Source organism: Rhodococcus sp. MT28 (genome assembly GCF_058792695.1).
Window position 1 is genome coordinate 430,254 of the sequence record NZ_JBXAFD010000004.1, and the last position, 23,589, is coordinate 453,842.

The 23,589-nt window shown below is 62.7% G+C and carries 25 protein-coding genes; 13 read left to right on the top strand and 12 right to left on the bottom strand.

Annotation, left to right across the window (positions count from 1 at the left end; genetic code table 11):
* Nucleotides 1–37: 37 nt before the first annotated feature.
* A complete protein-coding gene (locus AC1Q6C_RS18455) occupies nucleotides 38–1,138 on the top strand; it encodes a CaiB/BaiF CoA transferase family protein (RefSeq protein ID WP_042924245.1) in 1,101 nt (366 codons plus the stop codon).
* A gap of 60 nt (nucleotides 1,139–1,198) precedes the next feature.
* Here AC1Q6C_RS18455 and AC1Q6C_RS18460 read toward each other — a convergent pair whose 3' ends face one another.
* Both AC1Q6C_RS18460 and yczR read right to left on the bottom strand, forming a co-directional pair.
* Entirely contained in the window at nucleotides 1,199–2,302 is a 1,104-nt protein-coding gene (locus AC1Q6C_RS18460) for a class I SAM-dependent methyltransferase (RefSeq protein ID WP_003944389.1), read from the bottom strand.
* A 47-nt stretch (nucleotides 2,303–2,349) separates the two neighbouring features.
* The gene (gene yczR, locus AC1Q6C_RS18465; RefSeq protein ID WP_019749471.1) at nucleotides 2,350–3,825 is read right to left on the bottom strand and encodes a MocR-like transcription factor YczR; all 1,476 of its coding nucleotides are present in this window, start codon (nucleotides 3,823–3,825) and stop codon (nucleotides 2,350–2,352) included.
* A gap of 61 nt (nucleotides 3,826–3,886) precedes the next feature.
* On the opposite strand from yczR, the gene AC1Q6C_RS18470 reads away from it, so the two are divergent.
* Both AC1Q6C_RS18470 and AC1Q6C_RS18475 read left to right on the top strand, forming a co-directional pair.
* Nucleotides 3,887–4,117 (top strand): hypothetical protein, encoded by a 231-nt coding sequence (locus AC1Q6C_RS18470; protein ID WP_003944349.1) that lies wholly within the window; start codon nucleotides 3,887–3,889, stop codon nucleotides 4,115–4,117.
* Nucleotides 4,118–4,162: 45 nt separating this feature from the next.
* Complete coding sequence (locus AC1Q6C_RS18475) at nucleotides 4,163–4,633, top strand: 5' nucleotidase, NT5C type (protein WP_073513520.1); 471 nt, start codon at nucleotides 4,163–4,165, stop codon at nucleotides 4,631–4,633.
* A 52-nt stretch (nucleotides 4,634–4,685) separates the two neighbouring features.
* Here AC1Q6C_RS18475 and AC1Q6C_RS18480 read toward each other — a convergent pair whose 3' ends face one another.
* A complete protein-coding gene (locus tag AC1Q6C_RS18480; RefSeq protein ID WP_003944351.1) occupies nucleotides 4,686–5,975 on the bottom strand; it encodes an adenylosuccinate synthase in 1,290 nt (429 codons plus the stop codon).
* Between the two features lie 283 nt (nucleotides 5,976–6,258).
* On the opposite strand from AC1Q6C_RS18480, the gene AC1Q6C_RS18485 reads away from it, so the two are divergent.
* The 3 genes from AC1Q6C_RS18485 (at nucleotide 6,259) to AC1Q6C_RS18495 (ending at nucleotide 8,259) form a co-directional block, all read left to right on the top strand.
* Nucleotides 6,259–6,933 (top strand): hypothetical protein, encoded by a 675-nt coding sequence (locus tag AC1Q6C_RS18485; RefSeq protein ID WP_080961056.1) that lies wholly within the window; start codon nucleotides 6,259–6,261, stop codon nucleotides 6,931–6,933.
* The gene (locus AC1Q6C_RS18490) at nucleotides 6,930–7,700 is read left to right on the top strand and encodes a site-2 protease family protein (protein ID WP_003944319.1); all 771 of its coding nucleotides are present in this window, start codon (nucleotides 6,930–6,932) and stop codon (nucleotides 7,698–7,700) included. The genes AC1Q6C_RS18485 and AC1Q6C_RS18490 overlap by 4 nt, the downstream gene beginning before the upstream one ends.
* Nucleotides 7,701–7,770: 70 nt before the next feature.
* Complete coding sequence (locus tag AC1Q6C_RS18495) at nucleotides 7,771–8,259, top strand: GNAT family N-acetyltransferase (RefSeq protein WP_007726792.1); 489 nt, start codon at nucleotides 7,771–7,773, stop codon at nucleotides 8,257–8,259.
* A 100-nt stretch (nucleotides 8,260–8,359) separates the two neighbouring features.
* Here the strand turns inward: AC1Q6C_RS18495 and AC1Q6C_RS18500 are convergent, their stop codons facing one another.
* Together AC1Q6C_RS18500 and AC1Q6C_RS18505 are read right to left on the bottom strand one after the other, a co-directional pair.
* Nucleotides 8,360–9,598, bottom strand: a complete 1,239-nt coding sequence (locus tag AC1Q6C_RS18500; protein WP_193595525.1) for an HNH endonuclease signature motif containing protein — start codon at nucleotides 9,596–9,598, stop codon at nucleotides 8,360–8,362.
* Nucleotides 9,599–9,690: 92 nt separating this feature from the next.
* Nucleotides 9,691–10,188, bottom strand: a complete 498-nt coding sequence (locus tag AC1Q6C_RS18505; RefSeq protein WP_007726791.1) for a winged helix-turn-helix transcriptional regulator — start codon at nucleotides 10,186–10,188, stop codon at nucleotides 9,691–9,693.
* Between the two features lie 58 nt (nucleotides 10,189–10,246).
* On the opposite strand from AC1Q6C_RS18505, the gene AC1Q6C_RS18510 reads away from it, so the two are divergent.
* Together AC1Q6C_RS18510 and AC1Q6C_RS18515 are read left to right on the top strand one after the other, a co-directional pair.
* Nucleotides 10,247–11,662, top strand: a complete 1,416-nt coding sequence (locus AC1Q6C_RS18510) for an MFS transporter (protein ID WP_492666728.1) — start codon at nucleotides 10,247–10,249, stop codon at nucleotides 11,660–11,662.
* A complete protein-coding gene (locus tag AC1Q6C_RS18515) occupies nucleotides 11,659–12,828 on the top strand; it encodes a thiolase family protein (protein ID WP_042452159.1) in 1,170 nt (389 codons plus the stop codon). Before AC1Q6C_RS18510 ends, AC1Q6C_RS18515 begins: the two co-directional genes overlap by 4 nt.
* A 28-nt stretch (nucleotides 12,829–12,856) precedes the next feature.
* On the opposite strand, the gene AC1Q6C_RS18520 is transcribed toward AC1Q6C_RS18515, so the two are convergent.
* Nucleotides 12,857–13,513 carry a class I SAM-dependent methyltransferase gene (locus AC1Q6C_RS18520; RefSeq protein WP_042452162.1) on the bottom strand — a complete coding sequence of 219 codons (657 nt, stop codon included), beginning with the start codon at nucleotides 13,511–13,513 and terminating at the stop codon, nucleotides 12,857–12,859.
* Nucleotides 13,514–13,753: 240 nt separating this feature from the next.
* Here AC1Q6C_RS18520 and AC1Q6C_RS18525 point away from each other — a divergent pair, with 240 nt between their 5' ends.
* Nucleotides 13,754–14,695, top strand: a complete 942-nt coding sequence (locus AC1Q6C_RS18525) for a DUF808 domain-containing protein (RefSeq protein WP_007726787.1) — start codon at nucleotides 13,754–13,756, stop codon at nucleotides 14,693–14,695.
* On the opposite strand, the gene AC1Q6C_RS18530 is transcribed toward AC1Q6C_RS18525, so the two are convergent.
* Nucleotides 14,692–15,645, bottom strand: coding sequence for a helix-turn-helix transcriptional regulator (locus AC1Q6C_RS18530; RefSeq protein WP_065455971.1), 954 nt, complete (start codon nucleotides 15,643–15,645; stop codon nucleotides 14,692–14,694). The genes AC1Q6C_RS18525 and AC1Q6C_RS18530 overlap by 4 nt on opposite strands.
* 64 nt (nucleotides 15,646–15,709) lie before the next feature.
* On the opposite strand from AC1Q6C_RS18530, the gene AC1Q6C_RS18535 reads away from it, so the two are divergent.
* Nucleotides 15,710–16,174: a pyridoxamine 5'-phosphate oxidase family protein gene (locus AC1Q6C_RS18535; protein ID WP_065456214.1), complete on the top strand. Its 465-nt coding sequence runs from the start codon at nucleotides 15,710–15,712 to the stop codon at nucleotides 16,172–16,174.
* On the opposite strand, the gene AC1Q6C_RS18540 is transcribed toward AC1Q6C_RS18535, so the two are convergent.
* The 3 genes from AC1Q6C_RS18540 to AC1Q6C_RS18550 all read right to left on the bottom strand — a co-directional run bounded on the left by AC1Q6C_RS18540 (nucleotide 16,164) and on the right by AC1Q6C_RS18550 (nucleotide 18,733).
* Nucleotides 16,164–17,093 (bottom strand): cation diffusion facilitator family transporter, encoded by a 930-nt coding sequence (locus AC1Q6C_RS18540; protein WP_063314832.1) that lies wholly within the window; start codon nucleotides 17,091–17,093, stop codon nucleotides 16,164–16,166. The two genes, AC1Q6C_RS18535 and AC1Q6C_RS18540, sit on opposite strands and share 11 nt — an antisense overlap.
* A 91-nt stretch (nucleotides 17,094–17,184) precedes the next feature.
* Nucleotides 17,185–18,330, bottom strand: coding sequence for an FUSC family protein (locus AC1Q6C_RS18545; protein ID WP_003944297.1), 1,146 nt, complete (start codon nucleotides 18,328–18,330; stop codon nucleotides 17,185–17,187).
* Entirely contained in the window at nucleotides 18,317–18,733 is a 417-nt protein-coding gene (locus tag AC1Q6C_RS18550; protein WP_007726781.1) for a DUF3151 domain-containing protein, read from the bottom strand. The genes AC1Q6C_RS18545 and AC1Q6C_RS18550 overlap by 14 nt, the downstream gene beginning before the upstream one ends.
* A 125-nt stretch (nucleotides 18,734–18,858) precedes the next feature.
* Here AC1Q6C_RS18550 and AC1Q6C_RS18555 point away from each other — a divergent pair, with 125 nt between their 5' ends.
* On the top strand, nucleotides 18,859–19,713 hold the full coding sequence (locus AC1Q6C_RS18555) for an Rv0361 family membrane protein (protein WP_054187137.1): 855 nt from the start codon (nucleotides 18,859–18,861) through the stop codon (nucleotides 19,711–19,713).
* Between the two features lie 79 nt (nucleotides 19,714–19,792).
* On the opposite strand, the gene fbaA is transcribed toward AC1Q6C_RS18555, so the two are convergent.
* On the bottom strand, nucleotides 19,793–20,830 hold the full coding sequence (fbaA, locus tag AC1Q6C_RS18560; RefSeq protein ID WP_007726777.1) for a class II fructose-bisphosphate aldolase: 1,038 nt from the start codon (nucleotides 20,828–20,830) through the stop codon (nucleotides 19,793–19,795).
* Nucleotides 20,831–21,011: 181 nt separating this feature from the next.
* Between fbaA and AC1Q6C_RS18565 the strand changes: the two genes are divergently transcribed.
* Nucleotides 21,012–21,749 (top strand): VTT domain-containing protein, encoded by a 738-nt coding sequence (locus AC1Q6C_RS18565; RefSeq protein ID WP_003944390.1) that lies wholly within the window; start codon nucleotides 21,012–21,014, stop codon nucleotides 21,747–21,749.
* Nucleotides 21,750–21,778: 29 nt separating this feature from the next.
* A complete protein-coding gene (locus AC1Q6C_RS18570; RefSeq protein WP_003944306.1) occupies nucleotides 21,779–22,441 on the top strand; it encodes a DedA family protein in 663 nt (220 codons plus the stop codon).
* An 11-nt stretch (nucleotides 22,442–22,452) separates the two neighbouring features.
* On the opposite strand, the gene AC1Q6C_RS18575 is transcribed toward AC1Q6C_RS18570, so the two are convergent.
* Nucleotides 22,453–23,580 carry a GTP-binding protein gene (locus AC1Q6C_RS18575; protein WP_054187136.1) on the bottom strand — a complete coding sequence of 376 codons (1,128 nt, stop codon included), beginning with the start codon at nucleotides 23,578–23,580 and terminating at the stop codon, nucleotides 22,453–22,455.
* Nucleotides 23,581–23,589: the final 9 nt, after the last annotated feature.

Sequence of the window (23,589 nt, forward strand, 5' to 3'; positions counted from 1 at the left end):
GTCAGAAGTGTTGTCACCGTCTGAATTGGGAGTGCGTGTGTCTGCAGAAGCTGTGGAGAAGAAGGGCCCGCTCGCGGGCATTCGGATCGTGGAATTCGCTGGATTGGGACCGGGCCCGCACGCCGCGACACTGTTGGCGGACATGGGCGCCGACATCGTCATCGTGCAGCGCGCAGGGCAGATTCCGCAGGACTCGAACGCAACCGACCAGATCAAGCGCGGCCGCCGCATCGTCGAGGCCAACCTGAAGGACCCGGCCGACGTCGCGAAAGTGCTCGATCTCCTGGGCCGCGCCGACGTCCTCATCGAGGGTTTCCGCCCCGGCGTCATGGAACGCATGGGACTCGGACCCGACGTGGTCTCGGAGCGCAATCCGCGCCTCGTCTACGCCCGTATGACGGGCTGGGGACAGGAAGGACCGCTCGCCAACGCCGCCGGTCACGACATCAATTACATCTCACTGACCGGTGTCCTCAACGCCATCGGACGCAAGGGTGAACGTCCCGTCCCGCCGCTCAACATGGTCGGCGATTTCGGCGGCGGTTCCATGTTCCTGATCTTCGGCATTCTGTCGGCTCTCGTCGAGCGCTCGACGTCCGGTAAGGGCCAGGTCGTCGACGCGGCAATGGTCGACGGAACCCTCGCGCTCTCCCACATGATGTGGGCATTCCGCGGTCGCGGCGTCTGGTCCGACGAGCGCGGCGTCAATCTCCTCGACACCGGCGCTCCGTTCTACGACACCTACGAGACCTCCGACGGCAAGTACATGGCCGTCGGATCCATCGAACCCCAGTTCTACGCATTGCTGCTCGAGGGCCTCGAACTCGATCCCGCGACGCTCCCTCACCAGATGGACACGTCCAAGTGGGACGACATGAAGAAGCTCTTCACCGAAAAGTTCCTGTCCAAGACTCGCGACGAGTGGGCCAAGATCTTCCTCGGCACCGACGCCTGCGTCTCCCCTGTCCTGACTTTCGCCGAGGCTCCGTCCAACGAACACATCGCGGCTCGCGGTTCGCTCATCGAACTGGACGGCGTCACCCAGCATGCTCCCGCACCGCGCTTCTCGCGCACGCCCACCACGACGCCTGCTGCGCCGGCGCGTGAGGCGACGGATATCGATACGGTCTGGACCTAGGGCCTTCGGCCCCTGTGCGCCTTTTTGGTAGTTACTGCAACCAAAAAGGCGCACGGGGCGTCAGCCCAACCTGTAGAACCTGAACATCTCGTGCTCGATCGGCAGCACGTCCACCCGCTCGAAACCTGCCGCCTTGGCATAGCTTTCGAGTGTCGAGTGCCTCATCACCGTCCCGGTGGCAATGCTTCCCGGATGCGAAAGACTGTCCGGTAAGCAGCAGGTCAGCGAAAATCCGTACAGCAATTGCTCGATCGGACCCGCCTCGGGATCGAACTCATCCGCCGTTCGTTCGTCCATCACGATCACCGGAGCGCCCGGCTGGGCAATCGCCCGAGCCGTGGAAAGAAAACCCACCGGATCCGGAACGTCGTGAAGGCACTCGAAAGCGAAGACGGCGTCGTAGGTCCCGGCATCGGCTCGCCCGGCCTCAGGAGCCTGTCCGGCGACGTCGACCAACGAGAAATGCACGCGGTCGTCCACCCCCCGATCATGAGCGTTACGACGGGCAGCGTTCACCGACGCCGCGTCGACGTCGAAGCCGTGCACTTCGATCTTCGGGTATCCGAGGGCGAGCGCGATCGACGACCAGCCCTCCCCCATCCCGAGATCAGCGACCTGCCCGCCGTCCGAAAGTGTGGCGTGCAGGTCGGTGACTACCGGCAGAAACTGCTGACAGAGCTGATGGAGATACATCGGCCGATTGAGTAGCGCCTGACCCTCGCGAGCATCGGGGCCCATCGATTCCCACGTGACTCCCCCACCGTGACGATAAGCGTCGAGTAGACGTGGCATCGACGACGTCGTCGCGACGAACAGCCTCGCCAGCGGCGCCAGGAAAAGAAGGTTCTCGTCGTCGACCAGAACATCGGCGTGGGCCTGCGGCAGGCTGTACCGGCGATCGGCATCCGAATTGACGTCCACATAACCGGCGACGGCCTGCTGCTCGAGCCACTCCCGCGCATATCTTTCGACGGTCCCTGTCCGGTCCGCCAGCTCCGTCGACGTGAGCGGGCCGTGATCGCTCAGCGCGCGGTACCAGCCCAACCGGTCGCCCAGATACACGGCCTGCAGCTCCGATGCCCCGAGCGTGGCCGCGAACAATCGTTCTGCGAGCGCTTCCGCCGCACTGGTTCCCGCTGCGCCTGTACCGTCTACCGCCGTCATGCCCTACCTCCTGGTTTCACACCACTTTCAGGGTGTGTACCCAGTTCTCAGACGACGACCATTCGTTGGTCTGCCGTGTCGCGATCCGTCGCGAGAGTGTCGTACGCAGCGGCGATGGACGCAACGCCGCGAATGAGGTCCTCGGGAGAACGTGCGTACGGCACGCGGATGAATCGTTCGAACGCACCTTCTACGCCGAAACGGGGGCCGGCGGCAAGGAGTACGCCGAAGTTGGGTGCCACCGCCGCCAACGCCGTCGAGACGGGCGCGGACATTCGCATCCAGACCGACATTCCGCCGGAACCGATGGTGGGACGCCAGTCCGGCAGATGCTCGGCCACCGCACCGAGGAGTACCGCACGCTGTTCTCGCAGAACTTCGCGACGCTGTTCGAGCAACGAGCGGTCGTCGGCGAGCAAGTAGGCGGCTGCCAACTGATCCATGACGGGAGTACCGAGGTCGACCGCGGCACGCGCCCCCACCAACTGGGTGATGAGCGCGGCATCGGCGCGAATCCAACCGACACGTAGCCCGCCCCACAGCGACTTCGCGGTCGAACCGAGCGTCACCACTTCGGTTTTCGCTGCGCCTCGCCCATGTGAGGCGACCGGCGCCGGCGGTGGTGCGTCGAGCCACAGATCCACCATCGTCTCGTCGACGACCAGAGTCATTCGCGTTTCGTGCGCAATCTTCGCAAGCTCGGCGCGGCCGGAAGAGTCCATGCAGAGGCCGGTCGGGTTGTGAAAGTCGGGGATCAGGTATGCCATTCTGGCAGCGGTTTGCCTTGCTGCACTACGAATCCCGTCGAGATCCCAGGCTCCGGCTGCTGCGAACTCCGGTCGGACCGGAACCGGTACGGGCCGAGCGCCGTTTCGCCGAATCGCTTCCAGCGCATTGGGGTACGTCGGATGATCGACCAGCACTCGCTCGCCGGGTGAGGTGAGCACCGACAGCAACAATCGAAGCGCGTGCTGCGCACCCGAGGTCACCATGATCTGTTCGGCGGTGGTGGGAAGACCCCGCGCCGTGTAGCGCTGCGCGATCACGTCACGCAAGTCGGCGATCCCGACCGGTTCCATCCCGTGTGTGGGAAGGAAGTTCGGAAGTTCCTGCAGCGCAGACGCATACGCCAGTTCGACCTGAGCGGCGGGAGCTGCCATCGCCGCGTAACTGAGGTCGACGACGGGTCCACTCGGCCCGGGTTGATGGGAGCGGAACATCAACCCGTTCGGCCGCGCGCCGGCAGGCAATGCCACGGTGCTTCGCGAACCCTGCCTGCTGATCAGGTACCCCTCGTCGCGCAGCACCGAGTACGACGACGTGATCGTGGTCCGACTGAGTTCGAGTACCGCCGCAAGTTCACGCTCACTCGGCAGTGCGACCCCCAGCGGAACGCGACCGTCGTGCACAAGCAGGCGGATACCGTCGGCGAGCGCACGGTACGCGGGCCTGCGTCCGGACTCTTCCTGCCAGGATCCCAGATCGCGCGCAAGCGAACGGGCACCGAGAACTCGAGTCATCATGCAGTCCAGTATCGACAACTTGGCTATGTAACTCAATACCAGTCGAGTTGATCATATGTCCATGACTACCTTCGCAACCCTGATCGGCATCGGACTCTTCGTGGCACTCGTCTACTTCTTCGCGCCCGCCGAAGGTGAAGGTACATACATTCGGTTGGAGCAGTTTCGCCTGGCAGCACCCCTCGGCGGCATCTTCCACGACAAGACTTCAGACCGCGAGAACGACGCTGTCAGACCCCCGTGCGATTGTGATCAGGGGGAAGAATTCACTGATCTCAGTCCAGTTGCGTAAAACTGGACTCTTTTCGCACTCAGAAAGTCTCCAGAAAGGGTTCCTATGCCGGCTTCCAAAAAAATTCTCTATATCGATCTCGACAACACATTGGTCAACTTCCAGTCGGGCATCGATCGCCTGACCGACAGCGTCCGAGAGAAGTACAAGAACGACCTCGACGAAGCGCCGCACATCTTCTCTCGCATGGATCCTCTCGACGGCGCTATCGACGCCTACCACCAACTGGCACAGCAGTTCGACACCTACATCCTCTCGACAGCGCCGTGGAAGAACGCCACAGCCTGGCACGACAAGGTTCTGTGGGTACAAGAGCACCTCGGAATGGAGGAAGGCAGCGTCGCGTACAAACGTCTGATCCTCTCGCACCACAAACACCTCAATCGGGGCGACTACCTCGTCGACGACCGCGGAGCAAACGGAGCAGATCGATTCGAGGGCGAGTGGATCAAGTTCGGCAGCACCAAGTTTCCCGACTGGATGACCGTCACCGCGCACTTGTCGAAGCTGGCTTGAAACACGAAATTCCCGCTCATGCTTGCATGAGCGGGGATTTCGAGGGAACGAACTAGCGGACGATCTCGCGCCGGACGATCGTCTCGTCGCGGCCGGGGCCGACACCGATACAGGAGATGAACGCACCCGAAAGCTCTTCGAGCCTAAGCACGTAGTTCTGCGCATTCTGCGGCAGTTCCTCGAAGGTGCGAGCCTCCGAGATGTCTTCCCACCAGCCGGGCATCTCTTCGTAGATGGGCTTGGCGTGGTGAATATCGCTCTGTGACATCGGCATTTCGTCGTGGCGGACACCGTCCACCTCGTACGCGACACAGATCGGCACAGTGTCGAGGCTGCTCAGCACGTCCAGCTTGGTGAGGAAGTAGTCGGTGATGCCGTTGACGCGCGTCGCGTAGCGCGCGATGACAGCGTCGAACCACCCCGTACGACGAGCGCGTCCGGTGGTGACACCGACCTCGCCGCCCTGCTTCGCCAGGTATGCGCCGTGATCGTCGAACAGCTCCGTCGGGAACGGACCGGAACCGACACGCGTCGTGTACGCCTTCAGGATGCCGAGCACGGTGGTGATCTTGGTGGGACCGATTCCCGAACCGACCGCCGCACCACCCGAAGTGGGGTTGGACGAGGTCACGTACGGGTACGTGCCGTGGTCGACGTCCAGCAGAGTGCCCTGCGAACCTTCGAGCAGAACGGTCTCGCCGCGCTCGAGGGCGAGGTTGAGTTCCAGGCGCGTGTCCGAGATGCGGTGCTTGAAACCCTCGGCCTGCGTCAGTACCTCTTCGACGACCTGCTGCGGGTCGAGTGCCTTGCGGTTGTAGATCTTGACCAGCACCTGGTTCTTGAATTCGAGTGCTGCTTCGACCTTCTGGGTCAGGATCTTCTCGTCAAGGACGTCCGCGGCACGGACACCGACACGGGCGATCTTGTCCTGGTAGCACGGGCCGATACCGCGGCCGGTCGTGCCGATCTTCTTCGCTCCCAGGAAGCGTTCGGTGACCTTGTCGATGGCCACGTGGTACGGCATGATCAGGTGCGCATCAGCAGAAAGCAGCAGGCGGGACGTGTCCACGCCGCGCTCTTCCAGGCCTGCCAATTCGGTCAACAACACACCCGGGTCGACGACGACACCGTTACCGATGACGTTGTTGACGGCGGGGGTGAGGATTCCGGACGGGATGAGGTGCAGTGCGAACTTGTCACCGTTCGGCAGAACCACGGTGTGTCCGGCGTTGTTACCGCCCTGGTATCGCACGACCCACTGAAGCTGCTCGCCCAGTAGATCTGTAGCTTTGCCCTTACCTTCGTCGCCCCACTGGGCGCCGATCAGGACGATTGCCGGCATGACGTTGTCTCCTACGGTCGACGTGCAGCAGTTGTCCCGCCGCATTGGTACTGCCTGGCTTCCGCGCACATGATGCAGCGCCGAACTGTTGCAGTGACCGAAGGAGCAGTCTAGCCCAGAGCACCAGACCAGACCTGACGGTCCAGAATTTGGCCGGTGACCATCACGATTGCGAGTCGACACAGAGACTCGCACTAAGATCGTCGGCAGTGATTCGGACGGCCATTTCGGGGAAGGGTGGCGAGGTCCCACTACCCGAGAAGAAGTCTTGATCGAGCTAGGAGTGGCTTTGACCCCTGTGGTGCTCAAATGTGGCGATTCGCCGGTTCCACTCCCCCTGGGTGAACTCACGTCGTTCACTGTCCCTGAACTTCCGGAGAAGCAAGACTTCGACGAGGCACTGTCCCAACTGCAGGTCGTGACGGAGCCTCGCTTGATCGTCGTGGGTAACGACGGCGCGTTTGCCGCGGCATTGACGCGGTTGATGCGATTGGAGCGACTCAACGTCGAACTCGCCTACGTCACCGAGAACAGGTCCGACGCAACCGACGCGTACAAACTCGCGACCGGTGCACGAGCTGCGCGCACGGCCTTGAAAGGCACAGTCCACACCGTGCCGCTCATTCGCGACGACGCTGGAATCGCGCTGGTAGGTGCAGCAACTGTCACGGGTCCGGCGGATGCAGACGAACTGATCGGCGAGGCCTACGTCGACGACAACAAGCTGTTCTCCGGCACAGTCCCCGGCATCCGGATAGTGCCGAGCCCCAAGCTCCCCGGGATCAAGGCATCAGTCGACCGCAAGAGCCGCTGGAGCGGGCGACGCTGGCTGGAAGGCCGAGCCATTCAACTGGGCTCGCCGGCAGCGCGACTGGTTCGCGACGGGGTGGCCAACCCACGCGATCTGAAGCGTTCGACCTTCTACCGGCACGACAAGACTTGGTTGTTGGTCAGGTGAGAACCGGAGCAGCACGGTCGGCGGTTCGGCCGAGCCCTGTCTTCCTCGGCGTCGTTGCGATCACTGTCATCGCCGGAATCGTCGCTTGGAACTCGACGTGGGGTTCCATCGCGGGCCGCGCGGGTGTTTTTGTCCTCGTGGTTGCCGGCTGGGTGGTCACGCTCTGCTTGCACGAATTCGCGCATGCCTATCTGGCGTGGCGTCATGGAGACACCGACGTCGAGGCTCGTGGCTACCTGACGCTCAACCCGCTCAAGTACAGCCATCCGATGCTCTCGATCGGTCTGCCGGTGCTGTTCATCGCATTGGGCGGCATCGGGCTTCCCGGCGGCGCCGTGTACCTGCGCACCGGGATGTTCCCGCCCAAGGTGCAGGCCCGAATATCGCTCGCCGGTCCGTTCACGAATGCCGTCGCCGCCGTGATCCTCCTCGTCGTCATACGTACGTACGGCTCATCGGCCGAGCATCTGACGTTCTGGGCAGGCCTCAGTTTCCTGGCCTTCTTGCAGGTCATGGCAACAGTTTTGAACCTGCTCCCAGTCCCGGGTCTGGACGGTTACAACGCGCTGGAGCCCTACCTCGCACCCAACACACGGCACCAACTCGACCAGTTCAAGCCGTACGGACTGCTCCTGCTGGTTGCGCTCCTGTTCGTCCCACAGATCAATGTCGTCTTCTTCGACGCGATCTACTGGATCTTCGAATTGAGCGGTGTGTCCGACTACTACGCCATGCTCGGTAACGCCCTCATGCGTTTTTGGACGTGATCGAGTGCGCTGGAGGAGACTCGTGAGAGTCTGACATTTCAGACATTCATTCTTCTTCAGGGGAGCATCGATGATTGCGACGTCATTTCAGTCCGGCGGAGTGGAGTACACCCTCACGCGGGCCGAGATTCGACACGTGGAGGCACTGATCGACTTGCTCGCCGACGACCCGATCGGCAGCACCCGGGAGACGACCAACCCCGAAGCCCGAACGATCTACGAGGACGCGTTCAAGCGAATCGACGAGGATCCGGCTCAACTTCTCGTCACCGTTCTGGTCGGCGACGCGGTAATCGGCACAATGCAATTGACCTTCATTCCGGGTATGAGCCGGATGGGTGCCACGCGACTGCAGATCGAAGCTGTTCGCGTCCACGAGGACTACCGAAGTAAAGGCATCGGCAGTTCGATGATCCGATGGGCCTGCGAAGAAGGTGCCCGGCGCGGCGCGTTTCTGGCGCAGCTCACCTCGGATCAAACTCGCAAGGAAGCTCACGACTTCTACGAGCGACTCGGATTTGTGGCCTCCCATGTCGGGTTCAAGAAGTCACTGAGCTGACGCCCTGCCACAAAACTCCCAAACGCGGGGACTCCCAAACGCGAGCTCGAGCACCGGGGCGTAGAGGTGCCCCGGTGCTCACGTCTTCAGTTGTCGCGGTTCACGCCGCTGTGGGTGGGCTGTTCCCGCCGATCGGCTGTTGATACGGGTCGATCGACATCGGTGGATAGAACACCGTCTTCCGATCCGGGCCGATCTCGACACGCCACTCGGTGTGGTGCAGTGTCCGATGGTGATGGCCGCACAACAAGATCAGATTGTCGAGATCCGTTGGGCCACCATCGTTCCAGTGAACAATATGATGAGCATCGCACCACCCCGACGGCGTTCCGCACCCCGGAAACGCACACCCACCATCACGAACCGCCAACGCCCGCCTCTGCGGCACCGTCGCTGTTCTCGCTTCCTTACCGCAGTCGAGCGGAACACCATTCTCGTCCAACAAGATCCGCGTCACGGTGCAGTCGCACGCCAACATCCGCGCAGTGTCGATACTGATCGGGCCCACCCAATCCGCCCACGCAAACCCGAGTTCCTCCGTCGACGGCAGGAGGTCTTTCAAAGCCTGCAGATCCGTCATGTCTTTCGCGGACGCGGTAACGGTGATGTGCGGTTTCACCCCGCCCTCGATCGGACCCAACCCCGCTCGCTCGTACCGCCGCAGTAGTTCGCAGAACCCGTCCGCCCGTCGTAATGCCGGCGTACGCGTGTCCTTCACGCCGTCCTTCTCCGGTATCGGCGCAGACAGGCTCGACAACAACGTGATCAGACGCGCCCCGTTCACCGCATCCAGATCACCCTTCACGGTTACTCTGCCGTACAGGCCCTTCGACGCGTAGAACTCGTTCCGCTCCGAATCTTCCCCGACCGGAACGCCGTCCTCACGCTTGCCGTACTGCTTCTCGATCCGCCGGATCGCCGCCCGCACCGCATCACAATCCGCGATGTTCTTCGATGCCAACCCCAACAGGATCCCGCGGGCCTTGTCCACATCCGCTGGCGTCATGTTCTTCGGCGGATGCTGACAGAATGACGCCACCTGACGGGCTTTCAACGCATCCACGTCACCGCGATGAAACGCATCCGCCACAACAGGCTCGAGCAGAAGCAACCGCGCCAGACTGGCCAACAGGCTGCACTCACCGATCTCCAGATTCGTCGAACCATGCAACCATTGTGCGATCGCCCGAAAACCCTTCCCGCCGAGAACCTCACGGGAAAACATCTCCACGATCAGCAACACCATCCGCGACTGCAACTCGTGCCGGGCGCGCACCAGATCCAGAACCTCACCCTTGAGGCCCTCGCCATCCAGCTGCCACGCATCCCGACTGTCCATGCCCAAAGTTTAATCGAACATACTTTCGATACCCAGAGACAAACCGGACAACTTCAAGAAGACCTACACTCGAGAGCTGTTGAGATGCATCGCTATTCGCGCAACCGCCGACGCGATTCGTTGACAGAGACTCGCAACTCCCCCAAAGGCACTTCACGACCCGACTCACTGCGCACCTCGACGCGAACGCGCTCACCAGTAGCGTCGTCGGCCACCTCCAACGGTCCACCTTTTCCGCCGTGCAGATACTTGTCGCCCCACTGCATCAGCGCGAGAACCGCCGGCAGCAGGTCACGGCCCTTCTCGGTGAGCACATACTCGTGCCGCGTCCGCTTTCCAGGCTCCTTGTACGGCACACGCTCGAACAGTCCCGCCTCAGTGAGTTCTTTCAGCCTCGCCGACGCAACCGCCTCGGTGATGCCGACTCGCGACGCGAAGTCGTCGAAACGCGTTGTGCCGTAATAGGCCTCTCGCAGAATGAGTATCGCGGATCGAGTGCCGACCACTTCCATGGCCCGCCCGATCGAACAGTGCGTGGCCCGCCAGGCGTCGCGATCTTCGAGCACTCCGGTCAGTCGTACAGCGTCCATGCAATTCACCATACCCCCTGGCTTGCCATAACCATAGCCAGAGTCTAGATTGCTGACTATGGAACTTCATAGCCAGCCGGTGCGGACCGGACCCCTGCTCGCGATACTGTCGGGGGCGCCGTTTGTCGCCAGCCTCGATCTTTTTGTGGTCAACGTGGCCTTCGGCGACATCGCCAAGAGCTACCCGGGTCACTCGCTCGGCGAGTTCAGTTGGATCCTCAACAGCTACGCGATCGTCTACGCCGCACTGTTGATACCCCTCGGACGCTGGGCGGACAGGATCGGGCACAAGCGCGCCTTCATCGCCGGCCTCGCACTGTTCACCCTCGCCAGCGCCGCCTGTGCCTTCAGCCCGTCCTTGTGGGCACTGGTGGCCTTCCGTATCGTCCAGGCAGTCGGTGCCGCTGCGCTCACCCCGGCCAGTCTCGGGCTTCTGATCAATGCGCTTCCCGCCGCGAAACGTCAATCCGGCGTTCGCATCTGGGCAGCCGCCGGCGCTGCAGCAGCTGCATTCGGCCCTGTCGTGGGCGGCATCCTCGTAGAGGCCTCGCGGCGCTGGGTCTTCCTGATCAATGTTCCAGTGGGCATCGTGTTGCTCTACTTCGCAGTCCGACTCGTACCGGATACAACACACAAGGACCCCGATGCCGGTATCGACTTCGTCGGCGCTGCCCTCCTCACCGTCGGAATCGGCTCTCTCGCCCTGGCACTCGTCCAGGGTCCGGACTGGGGATGGACCGACAATCGCGTTCTGATCGCCTTCGCCGTGGCCGCCGTGACACTACTCTCGTTCTGGTGGAGCAACTCTCGTCACCGGACTCCGTTGATTGCTCCGGATCTTCTGAAGATCCGCTCGTTTGCCTGGTCCAACGTCACCGCCATCCTGTTCAGCGCAGCATTCGCCGCGGGTCTTCTCTCGAACATCCTGTGGCTCCAGGAAGCCTGGGGATACTCCGCTCTGCGAACCGGTTTCGCCGTCTCACCGGGTCCGCTTCTCGTTCCGCTGTTCGCCATCGCCGGCGGATCGCTGACGCGCAGGTACTCGGCGGGACGCGTCGCCGCACTCGGCAGCCTTCTGTGGGCAGTCGGAACCGTACTCGTTCTCGTCTCGGTTGATACGACGCCCAACTACGCGACCGGACTCCTACCAGGCTGGATCATCGCCGGGATCGGTGTCGGTCTTGCCCTGCCGACCATTCTGTCGCAGGCCACGGCGGATCTGGCACCTGCCAGATCGGCCACCGGTAGCGCAATCGTCAGCATGAGCCGACAGATCGGAACCGTTCTCGGAGTGAGCGTTCTGATCGCGGTTCTCGGCTCTGCTGTCGACTACGACACCTTCCGCCAGGCCTGGTGGGTGATCTTTGCCGTCGCGCTTGTGTCTGCCCTGGCATCACTGGGAATGACACCTGCGACCACACCCACCCCGGTTGTCCCTGTTGAATCCGCCATCCCTGAAAGGAATTTGTCATGAGAGACGCAGTTATCGTCGAAGCCGTTCGCACTCCGATCGGCAAGGGAAAGGCGAACGGCGCCCTGCACGGCATCAACGCCGTCGACCTCCTCGCCCACAGCCTCAAGGCGGTAGTCGAACGCACTGGAATCGATGCAGCACTGATCGACGACGTCATCGGTGGAGCGGTAAGCCAAGTCGGTGAACAGAGCCAGAATGTCACTCGCACTGCCCTTCTCGCCGCAGGCTACCCTGAGTCGGTACCGGGAACCACCGTCGACCGACAGTGTGGAAGTAGCCAACAAGCAGTTCATTTTGCCGCTCAGGGCGTCATTGCCGGTGCGTACGACATCGTTGTCGCTGCCGGAGTCGAGTCGATGAGCCGAGTCCCTATGGGCTCGAGCAGCATCGGGCGCGAATCACTCGGCGTGGGTTTCGAAGAGCGCTATCCGGACGGTCTGGTACCGCAGGGCATCAGCGCCGAATTGATTGCCGCCAAGTGGGGACTGAGCCGCACCCAACTCGACGAGTTCTCGGCGTCGAGTCATCGGAAAGCCGCGCTGGCAACCGAGAGTGGGTACTTCACCAAGGAACTCGCCACGCTCCCGCAGCTGTCGGTCGACGAGGCCATCCGCCCCGGCACCACGGTCGAGACCCTGGCCGGCCTACGGACCGCCTTCGAATCCGACTACTACGCACAGCGATTCCCACAGATCGACTGGTCCATCACCGCGGGCAACAGCAGCCCGCTTTCGGACGGCAGTTCGGCGGTGATGATCACGACCAGTGAGATCGCCGCGAAACTCGGCCTCACCCCGAAGGCACGATTGCACAGCTTCGCAGTTGCCGGCGACGATCCGCTCTACATGCTCACCGCGGTCATCCCGGCTACGCAGAAGGTCCTGGCCCGTGCGGGATTGACGGTCTCGGACATAGATCTGTTCGAGGTCAACGAGGCCTTTGCCCCAGTGGTCCTCTCGTGGGCAGCGGACACCGGCGTCGACCTGTCCAAGGTCAACGTCCACGGCGGCGCCATCGCGCTCGGCCACCCACTGGGCGGCAGCGGAACGCGGATCATGACCACCCTGGTCAACGCGATGGAGCAGCGCGGCGCGCGCTACGGACTCCAGACCATGTGTGAGGCAGGTGGGTTGGCCAACGCGACCATCCTGGAGCGCCTGGGCTGAGCAATCCCCGATGGACGGCATTCCGACATCAGTGACCGAGTGCCGTCCATTCGGGATCCGGCTTGCGCGCAACGACCCGAAACACGATTCCGCCCCGGCCGCTGCGCTGCACCTCGTCGATCAGGAAACCGGCGTTTTCGAGGTATTCAACCGGTTCACGGGTGAGATGATCGGCACCGAACCGAACAAAAAGCGGTTCGACGACCTTCATCAACGTACGAGCAACAACGTTCTTGCTCGGTCCGTGCTCGGCGAGGACGAATCGACCACCGGGTACCAGGACTCGAAATGCTTCGTTCGCAACTCGGTCCGGATCGGGGATCGTGCAAAAGGCGTAGGTCGAGACCAACGTATCCACGCACTCGTCGGGAACATCGAGTGCTTGCACGTCTCCGAGTCGTAGGTCGACTTCGGTCTTCACTCCCTCGGAGACCTTGAGCCTGGCCTGATCGAGCATCGCAGTCGAGATGTCCACGCCGATGACGTAATCGACGTCGTCTCCGTAGAGAGGCAGGTTCAGTCCGGTACCCACGGCGATCTCGACCACGCGGCCATGCGCCTGGTCCACGGCCCATTTCCGGGCGTCACCGAGCACAAAGCGTTCGAAGCGCCCGATCTGTCGGTCGTAGTGCGCCGCCATTGCGTCGAAAGTCTTGGCGACCTGTGCAGTGTCTGGTTCACGCATAGTGCCCCGTTTCGATCGATCTTCTGTGCAGTCTTACACGCGAGCACCGGGTCGGGAAGACCTTTCGTGACGAAGGGCAACCGACCTCGCGAGGTCGTCCCTGACGGATGCCCCCGGTATCGTTCGAGGTGACCTGACCTCACCTACGACGATCATGGATAGAGACCTCGTGCGATCAAGTAACTGCGTCACCGGTTCGGTCCGGCCACCTTTTTCCACTGATTCCACTGGAGGTCTGTGATGGCCGGCGGACTCTTCGCCCTGCTCGACGACGTCGCAGCCCTGGCTCGTATGGCTGCCGCCTCGATCGACGACGTTGCCGCCGCAACCGGTAAGGCGACCGCCAAAGCGGCCGGCGTCGTCATCGACGACGCAGCCGTCACGCCGCAGTACGTCCGTGGGCTCGCAGCCGAACGCGAGTTGCCCATCATCAAGCGCATCGCCATCGGATCGCTGCGCAACAAGCTGCTGATCATCCTTCCGATCGCTCTGCTGCTGAGTCAGTTCCTCCCCTGGCTGTTGACGCCACTGTTGATGGTCGGCGGCTGTTACCTCAGCTACGAAGCGGTTCACAAGATCTGGGGTGCAATCTTCGGCCACGGTGACCACCACGAGGCCGCTGACGAGCATCCTCGCGACGAAGAAGCAGTGGTTTCGGGCGCCGTCCGCACCGACCTGATCCTGTCCGCCGAGATCATGGTGATCGCACTCAACACCATCGCAGGCGAAGGCTTCTGGAGCCGATTGGTGATCCTTGCCGTCGTGGCGGTCGTCATCACCGTGGTCGTCTACGGCGTCGTCGGACTGATCGTGAAGATGGACGACATCGGATTGAAGATCGCCGAGACGTCGTCTGGCTTCACCCACAAGGTCGGCCGAGGCCTCGTTCGCGGCATGCCTCACGTGATGTCAGTGCTCTCGGTCGTGGGTACCGCCGCGATGCTGTGGGTCGGTGGCCACATCCTGTTGGTCGGCATCGACGAACTGGGCTTCCACCCGCTCTACGACGCCGTTCATCACGGCGAAGAAGCAGTCAGTGACATCGCTGGAGTCGGTGGCGTGCTGGCGTGGATCGTCAACACACTTGCCTCGGCAGCACTGGGCCTGGTGGTTGGCGCCGTTATCGTCGCCGCTCAACTGGGTATCACCCGCATGCTCGCAAAGCGTTCTGCGACGGCTTAGCTGTCGTGCCCGTGGCGGAGCACCATCTGCTCCGCCACGGTGCGTATCCCTTCACGCAAAGACGAGGGTTCGAGCACCTCGACGTCGGCTCCCAGCCCGATCAACTGTGAGAGCGCGACAGCTTCGCTCTCGAGTTTCAGCTCGGCACTGACCCATCCGTCGTTGTCCTCTGGCCCCACTTCGACTGCAGCGGCAAGCTCGCCCACCACATCGGGGAGCCGGCGCCTGCCCTCTGGTGACAATCGCACGCGACACTCGAAGCGAAGCAGCGAACGGTCGAACTCGGCCATCGACGCTGCCCACCACGACGGCAGGTCGAAATCCGCCGGGCGGGCGAACGAATCATCCTCTACGACGGCGTTTTTGATGCGGCCGACCCGGAACGAGAGCGTACGTCCGTTCAAACCTGCCACGAGATACCAAATTCCGGCTTTGATGACCAGACCCAGCGGTTCGACCGTCCGCTCGCGATCGCGATAGGCGAAGCGCAGTCGACGCGAGTCCAGCACAGCGGATGTGACGATCGGAAGCGCAGAGATGTCGTCGACGCCGCCGAACCAACCCGGAACGTCCACGAGAATGCGGTCCTGCCACAACCGTGCGCTCTCGCGCAGCGGACCGGGCAGGGAGCGGAGCAGTTTGGCCCCCGCCGAACCGACGGCGTCTGATCGTCCGAGATCTGCAGCGATGGACGGCACACCCAACATCATGAGTGCGGACGTCTCGTCGTCCGTCATGCCGGACAACTTGGACTGCCATCCGTCGAGCACACGGATGCCACCACCGGGGCCGCTCTCGGTCCAGATCGGCACGCCGGCAGCCGACAACGAGGCCACGTCGCGGTAGATCGTCCGCACCGAAACGCCGAACTCTTCGGCCAACTGATCGGCGATAACGCCGCGACTCCCCTGCAAACGCAGCATGAGTTGGAGCAACCGCGCGGATCTCATGGACCGAACATTACCGAGAATTACTGACAGAAGTTGTCAGGAATAGGGGTGCACAATGACCGTCATGGTCACTTGGAAGAAGTTCTCCGAAGAAGTACCCGCTCTTGCCGACGCGGTCCAAGCGCGATTCAAAGCCCACAAGCATCACGTCCTCGCAACGCTGCGCAAGGACGGCTCACCACGGGTCAGCGGCACCGAAGTCGAAATCCTCGACGGGCGTCTGGTGCTCGGTTCGATGTTCGGCGCACTCAAGGCGAAGGATCTCATCCGTGACGGGCGCTACGCCCTACACAGCAATCCCGGTGAGCACACCATGGAGGGCGGCGATGCGAAGATCGCCGGACTCGCACGCGAGGTGACCGGCGACGAGTTCGAAGCCGTGCTCGCAAGCTACACCTACGAGGTTCCGAAACCTCTGCACCTCTTTGTCCTCGACATCGACGAGGTGGTGCACACGACTGTCGACGACGAACACATGTATGTCGACCTCTGGAAGCCGGGCAAGGAGATCACCCGCTTCACCAAGTGACGTTCTTCTCGCAATGCTCGCCGTTGGCACACGATTCCACCTGAACGGTGGCGTGGGAAAGACCGTGACTCTCGAGGACGGTGCGCGCGGATTCCAGAATGTTCGACGAATTCGCGTCACTGGTCAGGTGGACCGTCGCGACATCCATGCCGGTGGTGAGCGTCCAGACGTGTAGGTCGTGAACACCCATCACGCTCGGCAGCGCCGCCAGGTCGGCCTCGACCGCTTCGACGTCGACGTCGGCCGGCGACGCCTGCGTCAGAATGCGCAGCGATGCTGCGGCCAGTTTGATCGCACGCGGCACCACCCACAGCGAGATGAGAACACCGACGACGACGTCTGCCCACGTCCAGTTGAACAGCAGGACAAGGCCACCGGCGATCAGAACGCCGACGCTACCGACGGCGTCGGCAAGCACTTCGAGGTAGGCACCACGCACGGCCAGGCTGTCCTTGGAATCGCCGCGCAGCATCAGCATCACGACGATGTTCGCGGCCAGGCCGGCGGCCGCCGTGATGATCAGGGCGCCGCCCGGGATCTCGGGTTCGTTACCGATGCGGCCGATTGCCTCGTAGAAGACCCAGGCGGCGACGGCCAGCAGCATCACCGCATTGGCCATGGCGGTCAGCACTTCGGCGCGGTGCCAACCGAAGGTCCTGGCCGCGGTGGTGCTGCCCCTCTTCGCGAGCAGCAGCGCCGTCAGTCCCATGGCCATACCCACCACGTCTGTGAGCATGTGACCGGCGTCGGCAAGCAGAGCCAACGAGTTGATCAGGATGCCGACCGTGGCCTCGAGTACGAGGAACGCAACGAGGATCGCAAGCGCGATCGCCATTTTTCTGATGCGTTGCGGTGACGGTCCTACGCCGACCGAATCTGCTGCCGAGTGGCCATGTGAATGACCGTGCCCTGCTCCCATTTGTCCTGTTCCCTCCCAAGTCCTTCTCAGAGCATATGCATACATTCGCATACATACAATGAGTTGCTCAGTGAGCGGGAAACGGCAGAGGTCAGTGATCCGGCTCGTAGGCGGGATGAGGCACGGTGGGCGGCAGAGTGGCGATCGACGAGATTCGCTTCATGCCCGCGACCTGCAACAGGTCGACGACCAGCGATCGAATCTGGGCGAACACCACCGTCGAGGACAGGCCCGCGTTCTCCACTATCGCCGGTTTCAGTTCCTTCGCGACCGAGCGCAGGACGCGCGCTGCTTCGGCCTGATCAGGCTGCTCCCCCGGCTCCGCCAGGATCATGTCCTCGAGAACTTCGACGGCTTTCGACAAGCGCTCGACCTGAGCCACCAGACGCGGATCGAGGATCTCGTCGTCCCTGACCAACGTCAACGAACGACGCGCGAGCACTCGAATGTTGCGCATCGCGTTGTCGATGGGATCGGCTGTCGCCATGAGCCTTTCGAGGCGAGGCCGACTGTTCCAGTACAGCGGGGAGATTCGGCTGATCTCGCGCCCGCCGAGAAGGTTACTGCGCAACCCGTCGATGGCACCCTGAGTTGCGCGCGCCTTCTGCAGTGCCTTCACGATCGGGTCCGGGTCATTCGCGACGAGGCCGTCTGCCACCAATTGCAGTACCTCGGAAGCGGTTCCGAGGATCGATGCGGCATCCTTGCGCGCGCGTCGTACCGGGTGGGTGGGGATGATCGCGACCACCGCGATACCCACCAGGCCACCGACAAGGGCATCGATCATGCGATCGGGACCGCCGCTGCCGCCCGGCGGGATCAGCGTCGCCACCAGCACAGCCGAGTTTCCCGCCTGCATGGAGAAGATCGGCCCGCTGTTCAGTAGCACCGCGACGGACATCGCCAGCACGACAACCAAACTGATCTGCCACGGTCCGCTCCCGATACCGGAGATGATCAGATCACCGATTCCGATACCGACCGTGACTCCCGCAACCAACTCGAACGAGCGTCGTAGTCGTGCACCCAACGACAGACCGAGCGAGACCACAGCGGCAATCGGCGCGAAGAACGGCGCGTGGTGCCCGATCACCGTGGTGGCAACCCACCACGCCAATCCGGCCGCCAAGGCACATTGAATGATCGGTAGCGCCGACGTCTGAAGTCGACGCACCGATTTGCGAGCCCGGTCCTTGATGCCGGCCCGGCTCGGACGGAAACTGCTAACCGAGGCCAAGCGCTTCGGCGGCGTTGGGATCGCAGTCTTCGAGCAGATCGAGGCAACGCGCGTACTCGTCGGCTTCACCGATCGTCTTCGCGGCCTTGGCCAGGACTGCGACGCAACGCAGGAAACCACGGTTCGGTTCATGGCTGTAGGGCACGGGACCGAAACCCTTCCAACCGTTGCGACGCAGTTGGTCGAGTCCGCGGTGGTATCCGGTACGCGCGTAGGCGTAGGCCGTGATGGTTTCGCCCTTGTCCAGTGCAGCCTCGGCCAGGTAGGCCCACGCAATGGAGGCAGTGGGGTGGTCGGCCGCTACCTGGGCCGGTTCAGCGTGGTTGAGCAGTGCCGATTCCGCGTCGTCGTCGCCGGGAAGCAGAGTGGGCTTGGGTCCGAGCAGGTCACCGAATTGGGTCATGCGCTCATTGTGCCCGCTACGCCTTTCTGCCACAGGACCGCCTCGCCGACGGTCGGAGTTATGCAGGCTACATACCGGTCGTTACCCTGACATGGTCATTGCTGCATAAGACCGAAGGGTTACCCGTGCCGGACTCGAAAGACGACAACTCGAAAAAGAGCGCAGCACCGAAGGGTGCGCCCGAGAAGTCGGCCCCGACCGAACCTGCGACTGTGGCGATCCAGAAGACAGACAAGGCCTCGAAAGCGGACGGCGACGCCAAAGCTGCCAGCGCACCAACCGTCGCGATCCCCAAGGCAACTCAGGCACCCACAGCAGCACCGACACCCCAGCCCAAGCCGGAGCCCGCCACCGTCGCGATTCCGAAAGCCACGCAGCCGACACCACCACCCCGGCAGGCTCCGACCCCACCACCACCGCAGCGCGCTGCGCCTCAACCGCAGCAGCGCGCCGCGCCTCAACGTGTGGGTGTCGCAGCGACCCCACCGCCGGCTCAGCCGATGCCGACTCGCATCGAGCCCGCCGCGCCGGAGAAGACCAAGCGCAGCGGCAAGGGCTGGTACATCGCGGCAGCAGCGGCCGGCGTCGCCGTCCTCGCGGCGATCGGCGTCGCCGTATTCGTCTCGTCCAACAGCGGTAGCGGTGAAAGCTCACCCGAAGCTCAGGTCCAGACCGCCATCTCGACGTACGTCGACGCTCTGCAGACCGGCGATCTGGCAACGCTGCGAACGTCGACCTGTGGGGCGTTGGGCGAGTACTACCGCACCATTCCCGACGCAGCGTTCGCGCAGGTCCACGACAATGCCGTCGCGCAGAAGACGATCCCGCAGGTCGGAGCCGTCGACGCGGTGCGCATCACCGACGACACCGCGATCGCTCAGGTCCAGGCGAGTTTGCCGAGCACGGGCGAGCAGTCGTGGCGCACGTTCGACCTCGAGCGCCAGGACGGCACGTGGAAGGTCTGCGATCCCAGCAAGTAGGTACCTGAACAGAAAATGCGCGCCGGCGAGAATTTCGCCGGCGCGCATTTTGTTCTGTGAAGCGCAGTTGTGAAACCGATCAGCCTGCCGACACCGAGCGTCCGGCCGACTTCAGGTCGTTGCACGCCTCGACGACGCGAGCCGTCATGCCGGCTTCGGCCTTCTTGAGGTAGCTGCGCGGGTCGTATGCCTTCTTGTTTCCGACCTCGCCGTCGACCTTGAGGACGCCGTCGTAGTTGGTGAAGAAGTGTCCGGCGATCGGACGGGAGAACGCGTACTGGGTGTCGGTGTCGACGTTCATCTTGACGACGCCGAAGTTCAGCGAGTCCTCGATCTCCGACTTCAACGATCCCGATCCACCGTGGAAGACGAAGTCGAAGGGCTGCGAACCGGAAGCCAGGCCGAGCTTGGCAGCGGCGACCTTCTGGCCCTCTTCGAGAACCTCGGGCTTGAGCTTGACGTTGCCCGGCTTGTAGACACCGTGGACGTTGCCGAAGGTGGCGGCAAGGAGGTACTTGCCCTGTTCGCCGATGCCCAGAGCATCGACCGTCTTCTCGAAGTCTTCGCTCGAGGTGTAGAGCTTGTCGTTGATCTCGGCTTCGACGCCGTCTTCTTCACCGCCGACGACACCGATCTCGACCTCGAGGATGATGCGTGCAGCCTTCGAGAGGGCGAGCAGTTCCTTGGCGATGGCCAGGTTCTCGTCGATCGGGATAGCCGAGCCGTCCCACATGTGCGACTGGAACAGCGGGTTACGACCGGCGTCGACGCGCTCCTGCGAGATCGCGAGCAGCGGACGCACGTAGGTGTCCAGCTTGTCCTTCGGGCAGTGATCGGTGTGCAGCGCGATGGTGACGTCGTACTTTGCCGCGATCACGTGTGCGAACTCGGCGAGCGCAACAGCGCCGGTGACCATGTCCTTGACGCCCAAACCGGAACCGAACTCGGCGCCGCCCGTCGAGAACTGGATGATGCCGTCACTGCCGGCGTCCGCGAAGCCCTTGATGGCTGCGTTGATGGATTCGGAGCCGACACAGTTGATGGCGGGGAAGGCAAAGGAATGCTCCTTGGCCCGACCAAGCATCTCGGCATAGACCTCGGGAGTTGCGATAGGCACGGCGGGAGTCCTCCATATACGTGTCGTTCGGAGCGCTCGGCGATGTGAAAGCGCTTCGTGTGGTCCTAGCAGTATGGCAAGTCCGACTCGTCACGTCTCTTTGCGGTCTCGGCCCGCCGCCACCGACGCGATGACCTGCGGTGGTGGGAAACACTCAGATTCGGCCGGTACTCTGGCCACCGTGAATGTGCAGGCAGCAACTGAATCCGTGACGAACCTGGCCTTGCTGCCCGGCTTCCTCGATCCCGTGAACCTCTTGAATTCCTTCGGAACGTGGGTTCTGGTGGGATTGCTTCTGGTGGTCTTCATCGAATCAGGCCTGCTGTTTCCGCTCTTGCCCGGCGATTCGCTCCTCTTCACCGCAGGGCTGATCGCGGCGTCCAAGTCCACCGAGATCGAACCGTTCGCGCCGCTGTGGGTGCTCCTGGTGACCATTCCGATCGCCGCGATTCTGGGTGACCAAGTCGGGTTCTACATCGGCGCCAAGGGCGGAACTGCCCTGTTCAAGACGGACGACGCGCGGTTCTTCAAGAAGAAGTACATCGACGAGTCACACGCCTTCTTCGAAAAGCACGGCCCGATCACCATTATCCTGGCTCGGTTCGTGCCGATCGTGCGTACTTTTGCTCCGGTTGTCGCCGGCGCTTCGAAGATGAAGTACTCACTGTTCCTGACGTACAACATCGTCGGCGGCATCCTGTGGGGTGCCGGCGTGACTTTGCTCGGCTACCTCCTGGGGCAGATCGAATTCATCCGCGACAATGTCGACTACATCTTCATCTTGATCGTACTGGTGTCGGTTCTGCCGATCGTCTTCGAAATCGGGAAGCGAATTCTGGCGTCGAGACGTGGTGAAACGGCGAATACTTCCACTACGGACAATTCGACGGTGACAGTCCCCGAAGACCCCACCCCCTGATTGCAGAACGAGGCGAAGAACTGACGACGATGACGCTCGCATCCGGCAGTTTCTCCCCGCTCGAGACTGCCGGGCCTCTGTTGGTCTGGATCATCGTCGTCACGTTCGTCTTCATCGAGTGCGCGATCATCCTCGGGTTGTTTCTCCCCGGTGATTCGCTTCTGATCACAGCCGGAATCGTTCTTGCCGGCCACGAATCCGGCGCGGGCCACGTGTGGGCGTTGTCTGTCGGTGCGATGATCGCGGCCATTGCCGGCAACCAGGTCGGGTACGTCATCGGCCACCGGACCGGCAATCACATCAAAGCCCGTAAGGGCGGCAAGTACTTCACCGAGAAGAACCTGCACCGCGTGAACATCCTGTTGGAAAAACACGGGTTCTGGGCGGTCCTGATTGCTCGCTGGGTTCCGTGGGTGCGCACCCTGTGCCCGATGGTCGCGGGCGCAGCCAAGATGAACCACACGCGCTACACCATCGCGAGCACCATCGGCGCGATCATCTGGGCGCCCGTGCTCCTGCTACTCGGTTTCTACGGTGGCTCGTTCCTCGATCGCGTGCCGTGGTTGCTGCCCGCCGTGCTGATCGTGATGATGGTCAGCTTGGTCATCGGTACTGCGCTGGGAATCTGGCAGTACCGCAAGGAGATGGCCCGACCGGCCGAAGACGTCGAGGTCGAAGAAGTCCTCGACTAGAAGCTGACTGCTCAGTGCAGGTGGCCCTGGTCCCACGCCGGCAGCGGGTCCTCGTAGCGAGTCCATGCCCGCGGCCCTTCGCGTAGTTCGTCATCGGTCAGCAGAGCCGGATCGAGGATTCGTGACGGCGCCGCCGGGTCCAGTTTCACTCCGATGAACACGATCTCCTGCCCTGGCACCTCCGCCGCCGACGCCCACAGTTGAGCCGGTTCGATGACGAGGTTGGGGCCTGCCTGCGACCAGATCGCGGCGAACTCGGGCCGACTGGCGATCCAGCAGAATCCCTTGCTCCGCAGGAGTCCGGCGAACTGACCGAGCGCGGCCTCGAGTCGCGCCGGATGAAAGGGTCGCGAGGCGCGGTATGTGACGCTGCGTATTCCGTATTCCTCGGTTTCCGGGGTGTGCCCACCGGCCAGTTCCTCGTCCCAACCGGGTACCTGCGCAGCAAGTTCCGGGTTGTAGAGACCGGTTTCGAGGACACGGTCGAGGGTGACTTTGCCGTGATCTGTTCGAATCAGTTGAGCGGTGGGGTTGAGCCTACGAAGCGTCGCCTCGACGGTTCCTGCCGCCCGCGGGCTCACCAGGTCGGTTTTGTTCAGCAAGATGACGTCGGCGAACTCCACCTGATCGACCAGGAGATCGGAGATGCTGCGTCCGTCCCCCTCCCCGGCTTCGAGGTTGCGCTCGTCCAGTCGTTCGCCTTTTGCCAGTTCGCCGAGGAAGGTCGACGCGTCCACCACGGTCACCATGGTGTCGAGCTTCGCGAGCGAGCCGAGGCTGAATCCGTCCTCGAATTCCCAGTCGAAGGTGGCCGCCACCGGCATCGGTTCGGAGATGCCGGTGGACTCGATCACCAACTGATCGAACCGTCCTTCTCGCGCGAGAGCGCCGACGGCGTCGATCAGATCCTCACGCAGCGTGCAGCAGATGCATCCGTTGGTCAGCTCGACCAACTTCTCTTCCGTGCGGTCGAGATGACCCTGGCCCGCGACGAGGGCCGCGTCGATGTTGATCTCGCTCATGTCGTTGACGATGACGGCGACCCTCCGGCCATCGCGATTGGCGAGAATGTGGTTGAGGAGTGTGGTCTTGCCTGCGCCCAGAAATCCGGACAGCACGGTTACCGGTAGCTGCTTCATTCCTTAATG

Bases quoted from the DNA above. Each gene is read 5' to 3' on its own strand.
- AC1Q6C_RS18460 (WP_003944389.1), bottom strand. From the start codon at position 2,302: ATGACGGCGGTAGACGGTACAGGCGCAGCGGGAACCAGTGCGGCGGAA.
- yczR (WP_019749471.1), bottom strand. From the start codon at position 3,825: ATGATGACTCGAGTTCTCGGTGCCCGTTCGCTTGCGCGCGATCTGGGA.
- AC1Q6C_RS18470 (WP_003944349.1), top strand. From the start codon at position 3,887: ATGACTACCTTCGCAACCCTGATCGGCATCGGACTCTTCGTGGCACTC.
- AC1Q6C_RS18475 (WP_073513520.1), top strand. From the start codon at position 4,163: ATGCCGGCTTCCAAAAAAATTCTCTATATCGATCTCGACAACACATTG.
- AC1Q6C_RS18480 (WP_003944351.1), bottom strand. From the start codon at position 5,975: ATGCCGGCAATCGTCCTGATCGGCGCCCAGTGGGGCGACGAAGGTAAG.
- AC1Q6C_RS18495 (WP_007726792.1), top strand. From the start codon at position 7,771: ATGATTGCGACGTCATTTCAGTCCGGCGGAGTGGAGTACACCCTCACG.
- AC1Q6C_RS18500 (WP_193595525.1), bottom strand. From the start codon at position 9,598: ATGGACAGTCGGGATGCGTGGCAGCTGGATGGCGAGGGCCTCAAGGGT.
- AC1Q6C_RS18505 (WP_007726791.1), bottom strand. From the start codon at position 10,188: ATGGACGCTGTACGACTGACCGGAGTGCTCGAAGATCGCGACGCCTGG.
- AC1Q6C_RS18510 (WP_492666728.1), top strand. From the start codon at position 10,247: ATGGAACTTCATAGCCAGCCGGTGCGGACCGGACCCCTGCTCGCGATA.
- AC1Q6C_RS18515 (WP_042452159.1), top strand. From the start codon at position 11,659: ATGAGAGACGCAGTTATCGTCGAAGCCGTTCGCACTCCGATCGGCAAG.
- AC1Q6C_RS18520 (WP_042452162.1), bottom strand. From the start codon at position 13,513: ATGCGTGAACCAGACACTGCACAGGTCGCCAAGACTTTCGACGCAATG.
- AC1Q6C_RS18525 (WP_007726787.1), top strand. From the start codon at position 13,754: ATGGCCGGCGGACTCTTCGCCCTGCTCGACGACGTCGCAGCCCTGGCT.
- AC1Q6C_RS18530 (WP_065455971.1), bottom strand. From the start codon at position 15,645: ATGAGATCCGCGCGGTTGCTCCAACTCATGCTGCGTTTGCAGGGGAGT.
- AC1Q6C_RS18535 (WP_065456214.1), top strand. From the start codon at position 15,710: ATGGTCACTTGGAAGAAGTTCTCCGAAGAAGTACCCGCTCTTGCCGAC.
- AC1Q6C_RS18540 (WP_063314832.1), bottom strand. From the start codon at position 17,093: ATGGGAGCAGGGCACGGTCATTCACATGGCCACTCGGCAGCAGATTCG.
- AC1Q6C_RS18550 (WP_007726781.1), bottom strand. From the start codon at position 18,733: ATGACCCAATTCGGTGACCTGCTCGGACCCAAGCCCACTCTGCTTCCC.
- AC1Q6C_RS18570 (WP_003944306.1), top strand. From the start codon at position 21,779: ATGACGCTCGCATCCGGCAGTTTCTCCCCGCTCGAGACTGCCGGGCCT.
- AC1Q6C_RS18575 (WP_054187136.1), bottom strand. From the start codon at position 23,580: ATGAAGCAGCTACCGGTAACCGTGCTGTCCGGATTTCTGGGCGCAGGC.